Consider the following 15,385-nt stretch of genomic DNA (forward strand, 5'->3'; position numbering starts at 1 on the left):
GGGCCGTCCGAGGGTGGTCCACGAAAGCGACAGTTGTCCGCGAAACATCCGCGGAGAACTGTCGCTTTCGCGTTCGGGCCGGCCGGCCGGGAGGCGCGGTGTCAGTCCGGCAGGTCGCCCGGCGTCGCCTCGTGGTGGCGTCGACCGCCGGACCGCCGGTCCTCCTTCATGCCCGCCTCGAACAGGTGGCGGCGCCCCTGCACGAGCTCGTCCCGCGCAGTGCGCTCCAGCTCCTTCGCGAGCGCGTAGTACCCGTCGTCGTAGTCCTCGACGACCTGGAACGTCCAGCGGCCGGCGATGACGTTGCGGCCCACGAGCTCGGTGTCGATGCGGTCGGCGAGTTCGGTGTGGCCGGCCTTCCGGAGCTGCTCGACGGCTTCGCCGAGGTTCAGGTCGGCGGTTCCCGTCAGGCGGTGGAAGCCGTAGAGCAGGCCGCGGGCGTGCTCGATGACCTCGACCGCGGCCGACAGTGTGCCGAGAGCCTCCACCGTGGCGTCGGAGACCCCCGCGGGGGCCTGGTGCTGTGCGTCGGGGCCCTGATCGTCGTTCGTCATGCTCCCCGTCTACACGAGGGCATCCGAGGTCAGGCGCAGTCACTTCGTTTGGTTGGGATGGCGCGTGTGGACGTCTGTGATGCAGACGACTCGATCCGCCTCGTCCACCGTGAACCAGATCCGCGCGCCCCGCTTCAGTTCGAGCTGCCGACGTGTCCATTCGCGACCCGAGTGCCGGACGACGCCGAGCGCACCGCGGAGCGCATGGCAGGCCAGGTCTTCGGACAAGGGATCGCTGGTCAACCGCTCCCAGGCTGACACGACGGCGTTCCGCTGTGTCGCCAGGACGTCTCGCCAGCCGTGTTCTGCCGAGCGCGTAGCCAGGACGACCGTGAACTCGTCGTCCGTACCGGACGGGGGACACCGGTGCCGCGACTGACCACGGCTTCACGGTGCGTCGAGGACGATCGGGTGCTCGAGGAGTTCGGGTTCGCCGGTGCTCCAGCCCGCCGCGATCGCCTCGGCACTGCTGCGCCACGCCTGCATCTCGACGAGCAAGGCCCGCGGCTGCCTGAGCGAGAACGATCCACGAGCCACGTCGACGATCTCACGTGCGAATCGCTGCTGGTCGTCTCGACTCAGGAGCTTGATCCACGGGTAGGGGATGGCGAGTCGATCGTGGAGCGGCAGCCCCTCGTTGACGGTCACTGCAGCGATCAGCTGCGCAGCGATCTCGAGGACCGCGTCGTCGTCGTCCGAGCGTTCCTTCGTGGTGAGCACGAGCGCTTTTCCATCGCGCCGCGTGACTTCGAGCGGCTCTTCTTCAGCCGCGGCGAACACTTCTCTCGAATGGCGGGAGAGGTCGGACGACTGGACGGCACGACGCGAGCGAGGAGGGGCGGTCAGGGTCATAGATCCAGCGTATTCAGAACGCGTTCTGAACACAACCCGCAGTTGCTCGCCGTCCGATTGCGACCTAGCATTCGAACACACGTTCGAACGAGGAGACCCGATGATGATCACGGAGACGGCCGCCACGGTGTGGTGGTCCGAGGGCGCACCGAGCCGGCTGGTCTGGGGCGGGCGCCGTTGGCGGGTGAGCGACACCCCGACCCGTCTGACCGTGACGCGGGCCGAGCTGCCGACCGCCATCACCCACGCCCCCGAGCGTACGGTCGGCTGGCGTTTCCAGGCCACGGCCGACGACGGGGACACGCTGGTGGTCGACATCGTGCCCGAGGGCAGCGGCTGGGGCGTCGCGCGGACGTGGACGTGAGCGCCGCCCCGGATGCGGACTACGTCGTCACGCGCTCGACCGGCGCCCGCTCCGGAGCCGGTCGTTCCATGAGACGCCAGGCGCCACCCGTCAGCGGCGCGAGCGTCACGACGGTGTAGAGCACGACGACCGCTCCGAACGTCGCCTGCACACCGACGCCCTCGGCCGCGAACCCGGCGAGCAGTCCGCCGAGCGGGATGCCCGCCCAGGACCCGGCTCCGAGCAGCCCGAACACCCGGGCCCGCATGTGCACCGGGATGCGCTCGAGCTCGACCGCACCGAGGATCGGGTTGAGCGCGCCGGCGGCGAGGCCCGACAGCGCCGAGGCAGCGAGCATCCACGGCAGCCCGAGGCCGAGCGCCGGCACCAGGAGCGAGGGCCCACCGGCGAGCACGAAGCACACGACGAACGTGATCCGACGGGGGACGCGGTGTGCGACGTACCCGAAGGCCACCGACCCGAGGAACGCCGCACCGCCGAAGGTCCCGGTCACGAAGCCCAGCGCCTGCGCCCCGCCGAGTGTGTCGGCGGCGTAGAGCGGGAGCAACGTCGTCGACCGGGCCGCGTCGAGCAGGTTCGTGATCAGCACGAGGGCGATCACGAGCCGGAAGAACGGATCGCGGACGCAGAACCGGAACCCCTCGGCGATGTCCCGCCAGTACCCGTTGGTCGGAGCCGCGTCAGCGCTCGCACCCGCTGCGTCGTCGCCCGCTGGCCGGACCAGTACCGCAGCGAGCAGCGCTGCGGTACCGAACGCCACCGCGGTGCAGACGAGTGCGGCCATCGGTCCGGCAGCCGCGACGAGCACCCCGCCGAGCGGCGCGCCGATGAGCACCGAGAGTCGCTGGGACGCCTCGAAGTGACCGACCGCGCGCTCCAGCGGAACGCCGGCCGATCGTGCGAGCCCCGGGAGCAGGACCCGACGTGCGGACTCCCCGGGCAGGTCGAACAGGCCGCTCACGAACACGAGCGCCAGGAGCGCCCAGAACGGCAGACCCACCGTCCAGGCGAGGACGGGCATCGCCAGGAGGGTCGCACCGCTGACGAGGTCCGACGCCACACTCGAACGGACGAACCCGACCCGCTCGACGAGCGCCCCGCCGAAGGGGCCGCCGAGGACGATCGGCACCGTCGCGGCGAAGGCGGCGATCCCGACGTCCGTCGCCGAGCCACCCCGGGCCAGGACGGCGAAGGGCACGGCCACGGTCGTGACGACGTTGCCGGTCCGCGAGACGACCTGGACCGCGAGCAGCGCACGCAACCGTGCCCGGGCGTTCACGGTCGCCCCATCCGGTAGCTCTGCGTGACGGCGATGACGCGCTCCGACCCGTCACCCGGCGTGTGCGCGTCACTCACGGCCGTCCATCGCTCGACGACGGCACGCAGTTCGGCGCCGAGGCCGGTGAGCTCCTCGGCGGTCAGTCGCAGCACCTCGTCGGAGCTGGTCGACGCCGCGACCCACTCACGGCCGAGCACCGGCGCCTGGTCGATGAACCGCCCGTACTCGGCCGCGTACGCATCGGCGACGGTGTGGTCGAGTGCCGTCGTGGCGAGCATGCGTTCCGGGTCGTCGAACGCATCGGCGAGGTCCCACGACGTGTGGTCCGCAGTCGCACGCCACCACCGTTCCCGCCGGTCCGAACCGAGCTCCGGCGCCGGCTCGATGAAGTCCGCGTCGGCCAGACGCTTGCAGTGGTAGCTGATCGTGCCGGGTGCCTCGTCGATCTCGTCGCCGAGCATCGCCGCGGTCTGCGGTCCACCGGAGCGCAGGAGCCCGACGATCCGCAGTCGGGTCGGGTGGGCGAGGGCACGCATGTGGGCGGCGTCGTCGAGTCTGCGCACGGTCATGCTCTGACGATAGATGCACAAGAACTCTTGCGCAATGCTTCTTGTGTAGTTGATCGGCTGAGACGGCCGCCACCGCGCTACGGTTCCGGCATGGCGAAGTGGATCGCGCTGCTGCGCGGAGTGAACGTCAACGGCATCACGATCAAGAACGCCGAGCTCGCGGAACTGCTCCGTGGACTCGGCTTCGACGACGTCCGCACGGTGCTCGCATCCGGCAACGTGGTGTTCGGGACGGACGCCGACGCGCCGACCCTGAAGGGCACGATCGAACAGGCACTCCGCGACCGCTTCGGCTACGACGCGTGGATCGTGCTCGTCCCGCACGACGACCTCGAAGGCATCGTCGAGCGGTTCCCGTTCGACCGGGCCGACGATCGGCACGACTACGTGGTGTTCGGCTCCGACGACGACGCCCTCGACGCGCTGCTCGCCGACCTCGCGCTCGACACCACGGTCGAGCAGGTCGCCCGGGGTGACGGGGTCGTGTACTGGTCGTGCCCGAAGGGGTCGAGCACGGACACCGCGTTCGCGAAGCGGGCCGGAGCAGCACGCTTCAAGCGCTCGACCACGACGCGCAACACGAACACGCTCCGGAAGCTCCTGTGACCCGGGGAGCCCTGCACCACGTCGAGCTCCGCACCGCCCACCTCGACACGGCGAGCAGGGCGTGGGGCTGGCTGCTCGGCGAGCTCGGGTACACGCCGTTCCAGGAGTGGCCAGCGGGCCGGAGCTGGCGACTCGGTGACGTCTACCTCGTTCTCGAGGCCGCACCGCTCGACGGCGCGCACGACCGCCGACGGCCCGGACTGAGCCACCTCGCGTTCCACGCCGGCGACGCCGGACAGGTCGAGCAGCTGTGGACGGACGCACCGGCGCACGGCTGGACCCGCCTCTACGAGGACCGGCACCCGTACGCCGGCGGTCCAGACCACCGTGCTGCCTTCCTGGAGGACGCCGAACGCTTCAAGGTCGAGCTCGTCGCGAGCTGACCGGGTCGAGCGGGCCCCTGCCGACAGCCGGCGTGACGCCCTACGCGGTCGTCTCGTCCACGTCGAAGTCGCGCTGGAGCGAGATCGTCGGGATCGAGGCCGTGATCACGGAGCCGTCGGCGCGGAGCGTGCCCTGGATGTCGCTCGTGGTCGGTGCGTGCCCGGACATCCGCGGCCCCTGGTGCGGCAACGGAACAACGGTCGGCTCGCCGGCCTCGATGTCCCACTGCTGGTTGTGCACCCAGGCGGTGAAACCCGTGCCGGACTCGACCGTGAAGGTCATGGCGTCCTGCCCGAGGTCGACCCGGACCCGCGACCCGCGCACGGTCAGACGGTAGGTCAACGAGTCCCAGTGCCGCGGCAGTCGCGGGTTGAACGTCATCCGGCCGCCGTGGTCGCGCATGCCGCCGAACCCGTTGACGAGCGCACCCCAGATGCCACCGGTCGACGCGATGTGCACGCCGTCCGAGGTGTTGCCGTGCAGGTCGGCCAGGTCGACGTAGAGCGCCGTCTGGAAGTACTGGTCGGCGAGGTCGTGGTACCCGACCTCGGCCGCCATGATCGACTGCACGACCGCCGACAGCGTCGAGTCGCCCGTGGTGAGCGCGTCGTAGTAGTCGAAGTCGCGGCGCTTCTCGGCCGCGGTGAACTCGTGCCCCTGCAGGAACAGCGCGAGCACGACGTCGGCCTGCTTGAGCACCTGGAACCGGTAGATGACCAGCGGGTGGTAGTGGAGCAGCAGCGGACGCTTGGACTCGGGGGTGTTCTCGAGGTCCCAGAGTTCCTTGTCGAGGAACTGGGCGTCCTGCGGGTGGATGCCACGGTGCGGGTCGAAGGGGATCTCCATCGACTCGGCGGCGTGCTCCCACTCGACGAGCTCGTCGGGGCGCAGACCGGTGCGGCGCACCATCCGGTCGTACTCTTCGACGTCGTCGGCGGCGAGTTCGCGGCACGCGTTCACCGCGAACCACAGGTTCGCCCGCGCCATGACGTTCGTGTAGAGGTTGTCGTCGACGACGGTCGTGTACTCGTCGGGCCCGGTGACGCCGTCGATGTGGAACTTCTTGTCGCCGTTGGAGCGCCAGAAGCCGAGGTCAGCCCACAGCCGGGCGGTCTCGACGAGCACGTCGATCGCCCCGCGCTTCAGGAACTCGGTGTCACCGGACGCCCGCACGTACTGCATCAGGGCATGGGCGATGTCGGCGTCGATGTGGTACTGCGCGGTGCCGGCGGCGTAGTACGCGCTCGACTCCTCGCCGTTGATCGTGCGCCAGGGGAACAGGGCACCCCGCTGGTTCAGCTCGCGTGCCCGCGAGCGTGCGGCGTCGAGCATGTTGTAGCGGAACCGCAGCGCGTTCCGGGCGACGATCGGCGCCGTGTACGACAGGAACGGCAGGACGTAGATCTCCATGTCCCAGAAGTAGTGCCCGCCGTAGCCGGAGCCCGTGACGCCCTTGGCGGCGATGCCGTGCCCGTCGGTGCGGGCCGTGGCCTGCGCGAGCATGAACAGGTTCCACCGGACGGCCTGCTGGATCTCCGGCTGCCCGGCGATCTCGACGTCGCTGCGTGCCCAGTAGTCGTCGAGCCAGACGCGCTGCTTCTCGAACGTCTCGTCGATGTTCTCGGCGTGCGCCCGGTCGAGCGTGCGGTCGCAGCGGTCGGCGAGTTCGCGCACCGGGACACCGCGGGAGGTGTGGTACACGACGTGCTTGACGAGTCGGATCGGCTGCCCGGCACGCGCCTGGACGCGGTAGACGTGCTTCGCCAGGTCGTCGTCGATCGACGACGACTCGTCCCAGCTGTTCTCGGTCTCGAGGTGGTGTTCCACACCGACGCAGATGGTCATGCCGGAGCTCGACGCCTGGTACCCGAGCAGTGAGCGGGCACCGGTGCTGCGCTTGAGCTTCGGTTCGAGCACCCGGTCGGTGAAGGCCTCGGCCTTGCGCGGGTCGAAGGCGTTCGCGGCCGCCCGCATCCCGGCGTGGTACTCGTCCTGCACGTCCTGGCGGTTCAGGATCTGGCTGGACAGCAGGATCGAGGCGTCCGCGTCGAGCACGGTGACCTCGTAGTCGATGACGGCGAGGTGCCGATCGGTGAACGACACCAGGCGGCGGGACCGGATCAGCACGCGCTTGCCGGAGGGCGTCGACCACTCGGTCTCGCGGAACAGGTAGCCGCCGCGGAACTCGAGGCGCCGCGTGTGGTGGAGGATGTCCGCCTCGGCCAGCACGAGGGGTTCGTCGTCGACGTAGAGCCGGATCACCTTGGCGTCGGGCGCGTTGATGATCGTCTGGCCGGTCTTGGCGAACCCGAAGGCGTCTTCGGCGTGCCGGATCGGCCAGGTCTCGTGGAACCCGTTGATGTACGTGCCGTACTGCACACCGCCGCGGCCCTCGTCGAGGTTGCCGCGCAGGCCGAGGTACCCGTTGCCGACGGCGAAGTTCGTCTCGGCGACGCCCTGCTGGTCGGGGGTGTACTCGGTCTCGACGAGTGCCCACTCGTCGATCGGGTACCGGACGCGGTCGAGCGGGTCCGAGGTGATGGGGTTCATGGTGCTCCGTGGGAAGGGAGGGTGGCGTGGGGACGTCGGTTCGACCGGGAGGCGCGGCTCGCCTCCGGCGCGCTGGCTACGTCGTACTGGTGGTCGCGTGGGGAAGGTCCGCGACCAGCTCGGCGAGGTCCGTCACGACGACGTCGGCGCCGTGTTCACGCAGCGCGTCGGCGCCCGCTCCGCGGTCGACCCCGACGACGAGCCCGAAGGCCCCGTTCCGGCCGGCTTCGACACCACTGGTGGCGTCCTCGACCACGACGCACTCGGCGGCGGTCAGTCCGAAGCGCCCGGCCGCGTCCAGGTAGGTGTCGGGGGCGGGCTTGCCGGCCAGGCCGTCCTGACGGGCGACGAGCCCGTCGACCACGACCGTGAACCGGTCGAGGATGCCGGCGGTCCGCAGCACCGAGACGGCGTTCGCGGAGCTCGAGACGACCGCGACGTGGAAGCCGGCGTCGATCGCGGCGGTGAGGAACCGGAGCGAGCCGGGGTACGGCTCGACGCCGTGTTCGTCCAGCTCGGCGGTGAACTCGGCGTTCTTCCGGTTGCCGAGACCGCACACGGTGTCGTCGTCCGGGCCGTCGTCCGGGGTGCCCTGCGGCAGGTCGATGCCCCGCGACCCGAGGAGCGACCGCACGCCGTCGTACCGCGGCTTGCCGTCGATGTACGCGAAGTAGTCGGCCTCTGTGTACGGCGCGACCCCGTGCGCTTCGAGGTACGGCGTGAAGAGCCGGCTCCAGGCGCGCATGTGCACGTCGGCGGTGGGGGTGAGGACACCGTCCAGGTCGAACAGGAGCGCTCGCGTGTCCGCGAGTCGCGCGGGTGTGCGCCGGGTCGGCGTCGTCATCTGCAGCCCTTCAGGGAACGGGGTTCGTGGACGTTGCTCTCGTCGAGTCTAGGACCGCTCCAGCACGCGTGTTCAGACCGCGCCGTCAGCGCAGGCCAGGGGCCGGCGGCAGGTCGCGCGCCCACTCCTCGATCGCCGAGGAGATCTGCTCGCGGGCGGCCTCGCGGCTGATGGTCGCCGTGCGGTCGCCCGGCTGGTCCCCGTAGGCGCCGAAGTCGGCGTGGTTCGAACCCTGGACCTCGGTCATCGTCGCGGTCGACGGCAACAGGTGCCGGGCCGCGTCGACCTTGTCGGGGGTCGAGAGCCCGTCACGCGAGCCCGAGACGCTCAGCACGTCGATGTACGAGCTGCTGATGTCGTTCGCGCAGTAGCTGCCGAGCAGCAGCAGGCCGTCCGCGTCCTGCGCGAGCTGGCAGGCACGGACCCCGCCCAGCGAGTGCCCGCCGACCGCCCAGGTCGCGACGTCCGGCGCGTGCGCCTCGAAGGTCGAGAGCGGCCGGGTGTCGAAGAACGCGAGGTTGAGCGTCGGCTTCGTGATGACGACCGTAGTGCCGTTCGCGACCACCTGCCGGAAGGTCGCCATGTACGCGTACGGATCGACCTTCGCACCCGGGATGAACACGATGCCCTTGCCGTCGGCCTGCCCCGTCGGCGTCATCACCACGGAGTCACCGGCGTCCTGGACCGACACACGGTCGTCGCGCCAGACCTGCAGCGCAGCGCTCCGGGTGCCCTGCATGACGATGTGCGCCCAGACGAGGAACACCACCACGACCACCAGCAGCACGGCGACGATCCACGCGGTCCACCGCAGTACTCGGTTCATGCGACCACCGTACGGCGCATCAGCACCTCGTTCCGACCGTCGGGCAGGGGATCGCCCGGTTCGTCGAGTGCGGTGAACCCGGCGCGTTCGTAGGTGTGCCGGGCGACGGTGTTGTCGGGCATCACGGAGAGTTCGAGCGCCCTGCTACCGGAGGCCGCTGCCCACTCCGCGACCGCCTCGATCAGGGCACGTGCGACGCCTCGGCCCCGGGCTGCGGGGTCGACCCACATCGAGATGAGTTGGGCTGGCGCACCGGCGTCGGCGCCCGGGACACCGCTCGCCATCCCGACGACGTCGCCCTCGCCGGCGACCGCCAGCAGGTCGAGCGCACCGGGGATCGACAGGCGTGTCCGCCAGCGGTGCTCGGGGGCGTCCGCCCAGTCCTGCAGCGTCGAACCGAACGCGTGCGGGGAGTCGGCGAGCGCTCGCAGCCGGACGGGTCGCCAGACGCGCCAATCGTCCGCGGTCACCCGGCGCAGCTCGATCGTCACACCTCGACGGTACCGGCGGAGGTCCCTCGGTGAGCAGAAATGGTCGGGTGCGGGATGCGCACTCGACCATTTCTGCTCACCATCGCGCCGCGGGCGCCGCGGGCGCTACGCGGTGATCGCGGCGCGGATCTCGGCGGCTGCTGCGCCGACGTCCGACGCGCTGTAGATCGCGCTGCCGGCGACGGCGATGCGGGCACCGGCCTCCTGCACCGAGGCGACCGACGACGCGTTCACGCCACCGGCGATCGAGAACGGCACACCCGACTCCTTGCCGGCGTCGAGCAGTGTCGAGAAGGTGAAGCCCTCTTCCGCCTGCTCGTCGAGCCCGGCGTGCACCTCGACGAACTCGGCGCCGAGGGCGACGACCTCGCGGGCACGGGCGGCCTTGTCGGAGACGCCGATCAGGTCGACGACGATGCCCTTGCCGTGCTTCTTCGCGGCCTTGACGGCACCGACGATGGTCGAGTCACCGGCGACACCGAGGACGGTGACCAGGTCGGCTCCGGCCGAGAACGCGATGTCGGCCTCGAGCTCGCCGGCGTCCATCGTCTTGAGGTCGGCGAAGACGATCTTGTCCGGGTGGGCTTCCTTGATCGCGGTGACGGCGGACAGGCCGGCGCTCTTGATCAGGGGCGTGCCGAGCTCGAGGACGTCGACGTGCGGCGCGGCCGCGGCGGCGAGTTCGAGGGCGGCTTCGGTGGTCAGGGTGTCCATGGCGAACTGGAGCTGCATGTGGATGCCTTTCATTCGAGGTTTGCGTGTCGGGGCCAGAGGTCGTCGGCGGACTGCCCGCCGCGGGACCAGAGCGTGTGGAACAGGGCGTCGCCGACCAGGGCGACGGCCTGCTCGAAGAGGCTGCCGGCGTACTGCGCCGAGGCCGTGCCGGAGCGGTCGGTCTTCGTCGCTGCCGGCAGCACGAGGGTGACGTCCGCGACCTCGGACAACGGGGAGTCGTCGGTGGTCGACAGGGCGACGACGGACGCGCCGACGTCGTGCGCGGTGCGGGCGGCCTGCACGATGCCGGTGGTCGTGCCGGAACCGCTCGCGACGAGGAGCACGTCCCCGGGCCGGATCGCGGGCGTGGTGACCTCGCCGACGACGTGGACGTCGCGACCGAGGTGCATGAGCCGCATCGCGGTCATGCGCAGCGCGAGTCCGGAACGGCCGGCACCGTGCACGAAGACACGGTGGGAGCGGTCGATCAGGTCGAGGGCGCGCTCGGCCGACGCGTCGTCGACGTTCGCGGCGAGGTCGGTGACCTCGCGCACGATCACGTCGAACGCTGCGGGGACGGTGGGTTCTGCCATGTCCACGAGCATGCCGTCGCGCGGCCCGCCGCACCGCTACCCGCGTCGGCAGGCGTCCCACCCGATCGGGTGGCCCCGTCCGCACGGGTGGGACAGGTAGGTTCGGCTCCCATGGACGCCATCGCACCCGACAGGGAGGCCCGTGGCGAGCCCGCCAGTCGGCTCGCCGCCTCGGAGCACGCCCGGACCGTCGCCGAGCAGGCGGACCGTCAGGCGCTCACCCTCGAGTCCGTGCTCGCCGTGCTCCGGTCACCACGGGTGTCGGACGCCGCCGCGCGGGCCGAGGCCGTCGAGATCGCGTCGGCAGCACTCGTCGACCTGCGCACCGAGACCGACCACCAGCGCAGCACCCTGCTGGAGCCGGTCACCGGGGCGTTCTCGCGCCTCCGAGCCGACCTGCGCCCGCTCGTCCGGTTCGGCGACCTCGACGTGCAGTTCGTCGAGCCGCCGACCACCGGCCGCGCACTGCCGGGCGACGTCGCCCACGCGGCCCGCGCCATCGTCCGGACCGCCGTGCTCGCCCTGGTCGACGGTGGTGCGGCCAAGCGGGTCCGCATCCAGTGGGACTGCGACGGCCGGAACCTGCTCATGCAGCTCCGCGACGACGGCTCCGGCACCCTCGACGTGCACGACGACGCCATGCGGCCGATCGCAGAACGGGTCGTCACCCTCGACGGCCGCGTCCAGGTGTCGAGCACGCCGGACTGGGGCTCGGTCCTCGACATCTCGCTGCCCCTCGACCCGTCGCCGACCGAGGTGGAGTCGGTCGCGGACGACGACCTCACCCCGCGGGAGCGCGACGTGCTGCGGCTGCTCGCGACGGGCGTCGGCAACCGCGAGATCGCCGAGGGCCTGGGCATCAGCGTCAACACGGTGAAGTACCACGTGGCGAACCTGCTCCGGAAGCACGGCGCCCGCACCCGTGCCGAGCTCGCCGCCTTCAGTTCCCGGGCGTGACCCGCCGCGACCGCGACAGTGGGTACCGGCGGTCGAGTGAGGGTTCGACGACGGTCGCCATCAAGAACTGCGAGAGCAACTTGCCCCCTGCCCAGTAGACGGGGACAACGAAGATCGCGAACCCGGTCCAGATCCCTGCGCCGATGAGGGCGATGGTGCCGAGCGTCACGACGATGCCCACGCCCGAGTACAGGTACTGCCACCCCCGGGTCGCCGAGTCGCGCTGCACCTGCTGCTGCTCCGCACGCTCGTCGAGTCCGCGCACCCCGGGCTCGAGGGACTCCCGCTCGTCGGTGACGAACAGGTCCCGCACGGGCACCTCGAGTGCCGCGGCGACCGACGACAGTGACTCCAGGCTCGCGTCGTTGCCGCTCTCCATCCGCTGCACCGTCCGCACCGCGAGGCCGCTCGCCTCGGCCAGTCGTTCCTGGGTCCACCCGCGCAGTCGCCGCAGCTCCCCGATCCGCATCTCGTTCATGCCCTGAACACTAGGGATCCCCGGAACGACGCACCACGACACGGACCCGACACCTGCACGACAGCGACCCGCCAGTCACCCGACAACGGTCCGACTGCCGTCGTCACTGCCCTCCCGGCGCGAAGCGGTAGCCCATGCCGGACTCGGTGACCAGGTACCGCGGGGTCGCCGAGTCGGGCTCGAGCTTCCGCCGCAGCTGCGCCATGTACAGCCGCAGGTACCCGGAGTCGTTGCCGTGGGAGGGCCCCCACACCTCGGTCAGGAGCATCTCGCGGGTCATCAGCCGGTCGGGGTTCGTGACGAGCACCTCGAGCAGGCGCCACTCCGTCGGGGTCAGCCGGATCGCGGGACCGCTGGCCGGGGTGACCTGCTTCGCGACGAGGTCCACGACGAGGTCGCCGATCCGGATCGTCGGCGCGCTGTCGACGCCGGCCGGGGCACGGCGTCGTCCGAGGGCCCGCAACCGCGCCAGCAGCTCGTCCATCTGGAACGGCTTCGTCACGTAGTCGTCCGCGCCGGCGTCGAGTGCGTCGACCTTGTCGGACGAGTCGGTCCGTCCGGACAGCACGAGCACCGGCACCTGCGACCACCCCCGGATGCCCTCGAGCACCCCGATGCCGTCGAGCCGGGGCATGCCCAGGTCGAGCAGCACCAGGTCGGGCCGTTCGGTGATGACGGCGTCGATCGCCGCGCGGCCGTCCTTCGCCGTCACGACCTCGTACCCGCGGGCGGCGAGCGTGACGGAGAGCGCTCGGACGAGTTGCGCGTCGTCGTCCGCGATCAGGACCTTCACCGGAGCTCCACTCCCACGTGCCCAGCGATCGGCAGCCGCACCACGACGGTGAGCCCACCACCCGGGGTGTCATCGACCTCGATCGTGCCGCCCATGCCCTCGGTGAAGCCCCGCGCGAGTGCGAGACCGAGTCCGAGGCCCGTCTCGTTGTCGGTGTCGCCGAGCCGTTGGAACGGCTGGAAGACCTCGTCGACCCGGTCCGACGGGATACCCGGACCGTGGTCGGCGATCCGGAGCTCGACCCCGCCTCCGAAGGCGCTCGCCGCGACGCGCACGCGGGTGCCGTCGGGTGCGTAGCGGACGGCGTTCGCGAGCAGGTTCACGACGACCCGCTGCAGCAGGACGGGGTCGGCGAGCACCGGCGGCAGGTCCGCCGGCAGGTCGAGGTCGACGTCGTCGGGCCCGAGCTCGAGCTCGTCGAGCGCCGGTGCGACCACCGTGTCGAGGGCCAGCGGCCCGGACGCGACCGCGAGCACACCCGCCTGCACACGACTGACGTCCAGCAGGTCTGCCAACAGCACCGCTAGCTGACCGAGGCTCTCGTCGGCGGTCGCGAGCAGTGCCTCCCGGTCGGCCCTGGACAGGTCGACGTCCAACGCACGCAACGACTGGACGGCGGCCGAGGCGGCCGCGATCGGCCGCCGCACGTCGTGGCCGACGGCCGCGAGGATCGCGCTGCGGACGCGGTCCGCCGCCGCGATCCGCTCTGCGTCCAGCGCGGTGCGCGTCAACGAGCGGTGTTCGACCGCGGCGTCGAGCTGCTGCTCGACGACGCGCAGCAACCGGCGCTGGGTCGGGTCGTCCGGAGCGCCAGCGAACTCGAGCACGGCACCGGACGGGAGGCTCGTGGACGCGTCCGGCGATTCGCCGAACGTCCCCGACGTGGCCGGTTCCTCGTTCCCCTGCCGGATCCGGACGCCGGCGAACCCGAAGGCCTCGCGGGTGCGGTCGAGCAGGGCCTGCAGGGCGTCGTCGCCGCGGAGGACGCTGCCGGCGATCCCCATCAGCAGACCCGACTCCGCCGCGGCGCGACGGGCAGCACGCGAACGTCTGGCGGACCGGTCGACCACGAAGCTGACGAGTACGGCACTGATGACGTACATGACCAGGGCGAAGAGGTGCCACGGCTGCTGCACCGTGACCATGTGCAGGGGTTGGACGAAGAAGAAGTCGAGGCTCAGTCCGGACAGCACCGCCGTGAACACCGCCGGCCACATCCCGCCGACGAGCGCCACGACGAGCACCAGCAACTGGTACGCCAGGACGTCCACGGTGATGGCGTCGGGGTCGCTGCCGATCGACAGGACCCAGGTGAGCAGGGGCCCGACCAGGACCGAGAGCACGAACGCGGCGAGGACCCGTCCGCGGGACAGACTGCCGCCGAGCTTGGGCAGGGCGAAGCCACCACCGGCGCGCTCGTGCGTGACGACGTGCACGTCGATGTCGCCCGACTCACGGATCACCGTGTTGCCGATGCCCGGGCCGGTCAGGGCCGCGGCGAGCCGACTGCGACGGCTGACGCCGATGACGATCTGGGTCGCGTCGATCGACCGCGCGAACCGCACGAGGGTCGACGGCACGTCGTCGCCGACCACCTGGTGGTACGTCCCACCGAGCTGTTCGAGCAGGGTGCGTTGGGCACCGAGCGCCCCCGGGTGGCGCTCGCGCAGGCCGTCGTTCGTCGTCACGTGCACGGCCGCGAGTTCGCCCCCGGCACTGCGGGCAGCGATGCGGGCACCGCGGCGCAGGAGGGTCTCGCCCTCGGGGCCGCCGGTCAGGGCGACCAGCACGCGCTCCCGGGTCTCCCACCGGTGCTCGATGCCGTGCTCGGCGCGGTAGGCCTTGAGCGCGTCGTCGACCTCGTCCGCCAGCCAGAGCAGCGCGATCTCGCGCAGCGCCGTCAGGTTCCCGAGCCGGAAGTAGTTCGACAGGGCCGCATCGATCCGGGCAGCCGGGTACACGAGTCCGTCGGAGAGCCGCTCGCGCAGGGCAGCCGGCGCGAGGTCGACGACCTCGATCTGGTCGGCCGCGCGCACCACGGCGTCGGGGACGGTCTCCCGCTGCACGGTGCCCGTGATCTCGCGGACCACGTCACCGAGGGACTGCATGTGCTGCACGTTGACCGTCGAGATGACGTCGATGCCGGCGGCCCGCAGCGCTTCGACGTCCTGCCAGCGCTTCTCGTTCGGACTGCCGGGAGCGTTCGTGTGCGCGAGTTCGTCGACGAGGGCGACCTCGGGCGCTCGCCGGAGCACCGCGGCGAGGTCCAGGTCGTCGAGCTCGACGCCGCGGTGGTCCACGGTGCGGCGCGGCACGACCTCGAGACCGTCGACGAGCGCGGCGGTGGCGGCCCGTTCGTGCGTCTCGACCACGGCGACGACGACGTCCCGGCCCTCGTCGAGCAGCCGGCGGCCCTCCTCGAGCATGGTGAACGTCTTGCCGACGCCCGGTGCGGCACCGAGCAGGACCCGTAGCTTGCCGCGCTTCACGTGCTCATCCTCTCGCGTCGGCTGTTGCAGGGCTGCCGGTCG

Annotated in this window: 17 protein-coding genes; 4 read left to right on the forward strand and 13 right to left on the reverse strand. The window is 71.2% G+C overall.

From position 1 onward, the window contains the following. Positions 1-101: 101 nt before the first annotated feature. Together M4960_RS09485 and M4960_RS09490 are read right to left on the reverse strand one after the other, a co-directional pair. On the reverse strand, positions 102-554 hold the full coding sequence (locus M4960_RS09485; RefSeq protein WP_123293061.1) for a hypothetical protein: 453 nt from the start codon (positions 552-554) through the stop codon (positions 102-104). 387 nt (positions 555-941) lie between these two features. Continuing rightward, complete coding sequence (locus tag M4960_RS09490) at positions 942-1,517, reverse strand: prevent-host-death protein (RefSeq protein ID WP_248704096.1); 576 nt, start codon at positions 1,515-1,517, stop codon at positions 942-944. On the opposite strand from M4960_RS09490, the gene M4960_RS09495 reads away from it, so the two are divergent. Continuing rightward, positions 1,507-1,770, forward strand: a complete 264-nt coding sequence (locus M4960_RS09495; protein ID WP_111083527.1) for a hypothetical protein — start codon at positions 1,507-1,509, stop codon at positions 1,768-1,770. The two genes, M4960_RS09490 and M4960_RS09495, sit on opposite strands and share 11 nt — an antisense overlap. Positions 1,771-1,789: 19 nt before the next feature. On the opposite strand, the gene M4960_RS09500 is transcribed toward M4960_RS09495, so the two are convergent. Together M4960_RS09500 and M4960_RS09505 are read right to left on the reverse strand one after the other, a co-directional pair. Further along, entirely contained in the window at positions 1,790-3,049 is a 1,260-nt protein-coding gene (locus M4960_RS09500; protein WP_248704097.1) for an MFS transporter, read from the reverse strand. Continuing rightward, the gene (locus M4960_RS09505) at positions 3,046-3,618 is read right to left on the reverse strand and encodes a transcriptional regulator (protein WP_123671389.1); all 573 of its coding nucleotides are present in this window, start codon (positions 3,616-3,618) and stop codon (positions 3,046-3,048) included. The genes M4960_RS09500 and M4960_RS09505 overlap by 4 nt, the downstream gene beginning before the upstream one ends. Positions 3,619-3,708: 90 nt before the next feature. Here M4960_RS09505 and M4960_RS09510 point away from each other — a divergent pair, with 90 nt between their 5' ends. Together M4960_RS09510 and M4960_RS09515 are read left to right on the forward strand one after the other, a co-directional pair. Continuing rightward, positions 3,709-4,224, forward strand: coding sequence for a DUF1697 domain-containing protein (locus M4960_RS09510; protein WP_248704098.1), 516 nt, complete (start codon positions 3,709-3,711; stop codon positions 4,222-4,224). After that, the gene (locus tag M4960_RS09515) at positions 4,221-4,607 is read left to right on the forward strand and encodes a VOC family protein (RefSeq protein WP_123671387.1); all 387 of its coding nucleotides are present in this window, start codon (positions 4,221-4,223) and stop codon (positions 4,605-4,607) included. Before M4960_RS09510 ends, M4960_RS09515 begins: the two co-directional genes overlap by 4 nt. A gap of 40 nt (positions 4,608-4,647) precedes the next feature. Here M4960_RS09515 and M4960_RS09520 read toward each other — a convergent pair whose 3' ends face one another. The 6 genes from M4960_RS09520 to hxlB all read right to left on the reverse strand — a co-directional run bounded on the left by M4960_RS09520 (position 4,648) and on the right by hxlB (position 10,626). Then, on the reverse strand, positions 4,648-7,158 hold the full coding sequence (locus M4960_RS09520) for a glycoside hydrolase family 65 protein (RefSeq protein ID WP_131845909.1): 2,511 nt from the start codon (positions 7,156-7,158) through the stop codon (positions 4,648-4,650). A 76-nt stretch (positions 7,159-7,234) separates the two neighbouring features. Next, positions 7,235-8,002 (reverse strand): HAD family phosphatase, encoded by a 768-nt coding sequence (locus M4960_RS09525; RefSeq protein ID WP_248704099.1) that lies wholly within the window; start codon positions 8,000-8,002, stop codon positions 7,235-7,237. 85 nt (positions 8,003-8,087) lie between these two features. Continuing rightward, positions 8,088-8,828: an alpha/beta hydrolase gene (locus tag M4960_RS09530; protein WP_123339425.1), complete on the reverse strand. Its 741-nt coding sequence runs from the start codon at positions 8,826-8,828 to the stop codon at positions 8,088-8,090. Next, complete coding sequence (locus M4960_RS09535) at positions 8,825-9,319, reverse strand: GNAT family N-acetyltransferase (RefSeq protein WP_248704100.1); 495 nt, start codon at positions 9,317-9,319, stop codon at positions 8,825-8,827. Before M4960_RS09535 ends, M4960_RS09530 begins: the two co-directional genes overlap by 4 nt. Positions 9,320-9,424: 105 nt before the next feature. Beyond that, the gene (gene hxlA, locus M4960_RS09540) at positions 9,425-10,051 is read right to left on the reverse strand and encodes a 3-hexulose-6-phosphate synthase (RefSeq protein WP_111083537.1); all 627 of its coding nucleotides are present in this window, start codon (positions 10,049-10,051) and stop codon (positions 9,425-9,427) included. Positions 10,052-10,062: 11 nt separating this feature from the next. Further along, the gene (gene hxlB, locus M4960_RS09545) at positions 10,063-10,626 is read right to left on the reverse strand and encodes a 6-phospho-3-hexuloisomerase (protein ID WP_123339553.1); all 564 of its coding nucleotides are present in this window, start codon (positions 10,624-10,626) and stop codon (positions 10,063-10,065) included. Between the two features lie 111 nt (positions 10,627-10,737). Here hxlB and M4960_RS09550 point away from each other — a divergent pair, with 111 nt between their 5' ends. Then, complete coding sequence (locus M4960_RS09550; protein ID WP_131845907.1) at positions 10,738-11,583, forward strand: LuxR C-terminal-related transcriptional regulator; 846 nt, start codon at positions 10,738-10,740, stop codon at positions 11,581-11,583. Here the strand turns inward: M4960_RS09550 and M4960_RS09555 are convergent. From M4960_RS09555 to M4960_RS09565, 3 genes are all read right to left on the reverse strand, one after another. Beyond that, on the reverse strand, positions 11,567-12,061 hold the full coding sequence (locus M4960_RS09555) for a helix-turn-helix domain-containing protein (RefSeq protein WP_131920978.1): 495 nt from the start codon (positions 12,059-12,061) through the stop codon (positions 11,567-11,569). The two genes, M4960_RS09550 and M4960_RS09555, sit on opposite strands and share 17 nt — an antisense overlap. Before the next feature lie 103 nt (positions 12,062-12,164). Beyond that, entirely contained in the window at positions 12,165-12,854 is a 690-nt protein-coding gene (locus M4960_RS09560) for a response regulator (protein ID WP_111083540.1), read from the reverse strand. Further along, on the reverse strand, positions 12,851-15,343 hold the full coding sequence (locus tag M4960_RS09565) for an ATP-binding protein (RefSeq protein ID WP_248704101.1): 2,493 nt from the start codon (positions 15,341-15,343) through the stop codon (positions 12,851-12,853). The genes M4960_RS09560 and M4960_RS09565 overlap by 4 nt, the downstream gene beginning before the upstream one ends. Positions 15,344-15,385 lie beyond the last annotated feature (42 nt).

The organism is Curtobacterium sp. MWU13-2055, assembly GCF_023242305.1.
In the GTDB taxonomy this organism is placed as follows: Bacteria; Actinomycetota; Actinomycetes; order Actinomycetales; family Microbacteriaceae; genus Curtobacterium.

Excerpts from the sequence above, each read along its gene's own strand:
- M4960_RS09485 (WP_123293061.1), bottom strand. The coding sequence starts at position 554 with ATGACGAACGACGATCAGGGCCCCGACGCACAGCACCAGGCCCCCGCG.
- M4960_RS09495 (WP_111083527.1), top strand. The coding sequence starts at position 1,507 with ATGATGATCACGGAGACGGCCGCCACGGTGTGGTGGTCCGAGGGCGCA.
- M4960_RS09510 (WP_248704098.1), top strand. The coding sequence starts at position 3,709 with ATGGCGAAGTGGATCGCGCTGCTGCGCGGAGTGAACGTCAACGGCATC.
- hxlB (WP_123339553.1), bottom strand. The coding sequence starts at position 10,626 with ATGGCAGAACCCACCGTCCCCGCAGCGTTCGACGTGATCGTGCGCGAG.
- M4960_RS09550 (WP_131845907.1), top strand. The coding sequence starts at position 10,738 with ATGGACGCCATCGCACCCGACAGGGAGGCCCGTGGCGAGCCCGCCAGT.
- hxlA (WP_111083537.1), bottom strand. The coding sequence starts at position 10,051 with ATGCAGCTCCAGTTCGCCATGGACACCCTGACCACCGAAGCCGCCCTC.
- M4960_RS09525 (WP_248704099.1), bottom strand. The coding sequence starts at position 8,002 with ATGACGACGCCGACCCGGCGCACACCCGCGCGACTCGCGGACACGCGA.
- M4960_RS09530 (WP_123339425.1), bottom strand. The coding sequence starts at position 8,828 with ATGAACCGAGTACTGCGGTGGACCGCGTGGATCGTCGCCGTGCTGCTG.
- M4960_RS09505 (WP_123671389.1), bottom strand. The coding sequence starts at position 3,618 with ATGACCGTGCGCAGACTCGACGACGCCGCCCACATGCGTGCCCTCGCC.
- M4960_RS09520 (WP_131845909.1), bottom strand. The coding sequence starts at position 7,158 with ATGAACCCCATCACCTCGGACCCGCTCGACCGCGTCCGGTACCCGATC.
- M4960_RS09555 (WP_131920978.1), bottom strand. The coding sequence starts at position 12,061 with ATGAACGAGATGCGGATCGGGGAGCTGCGGCGACTGCGCGGGTGGACC.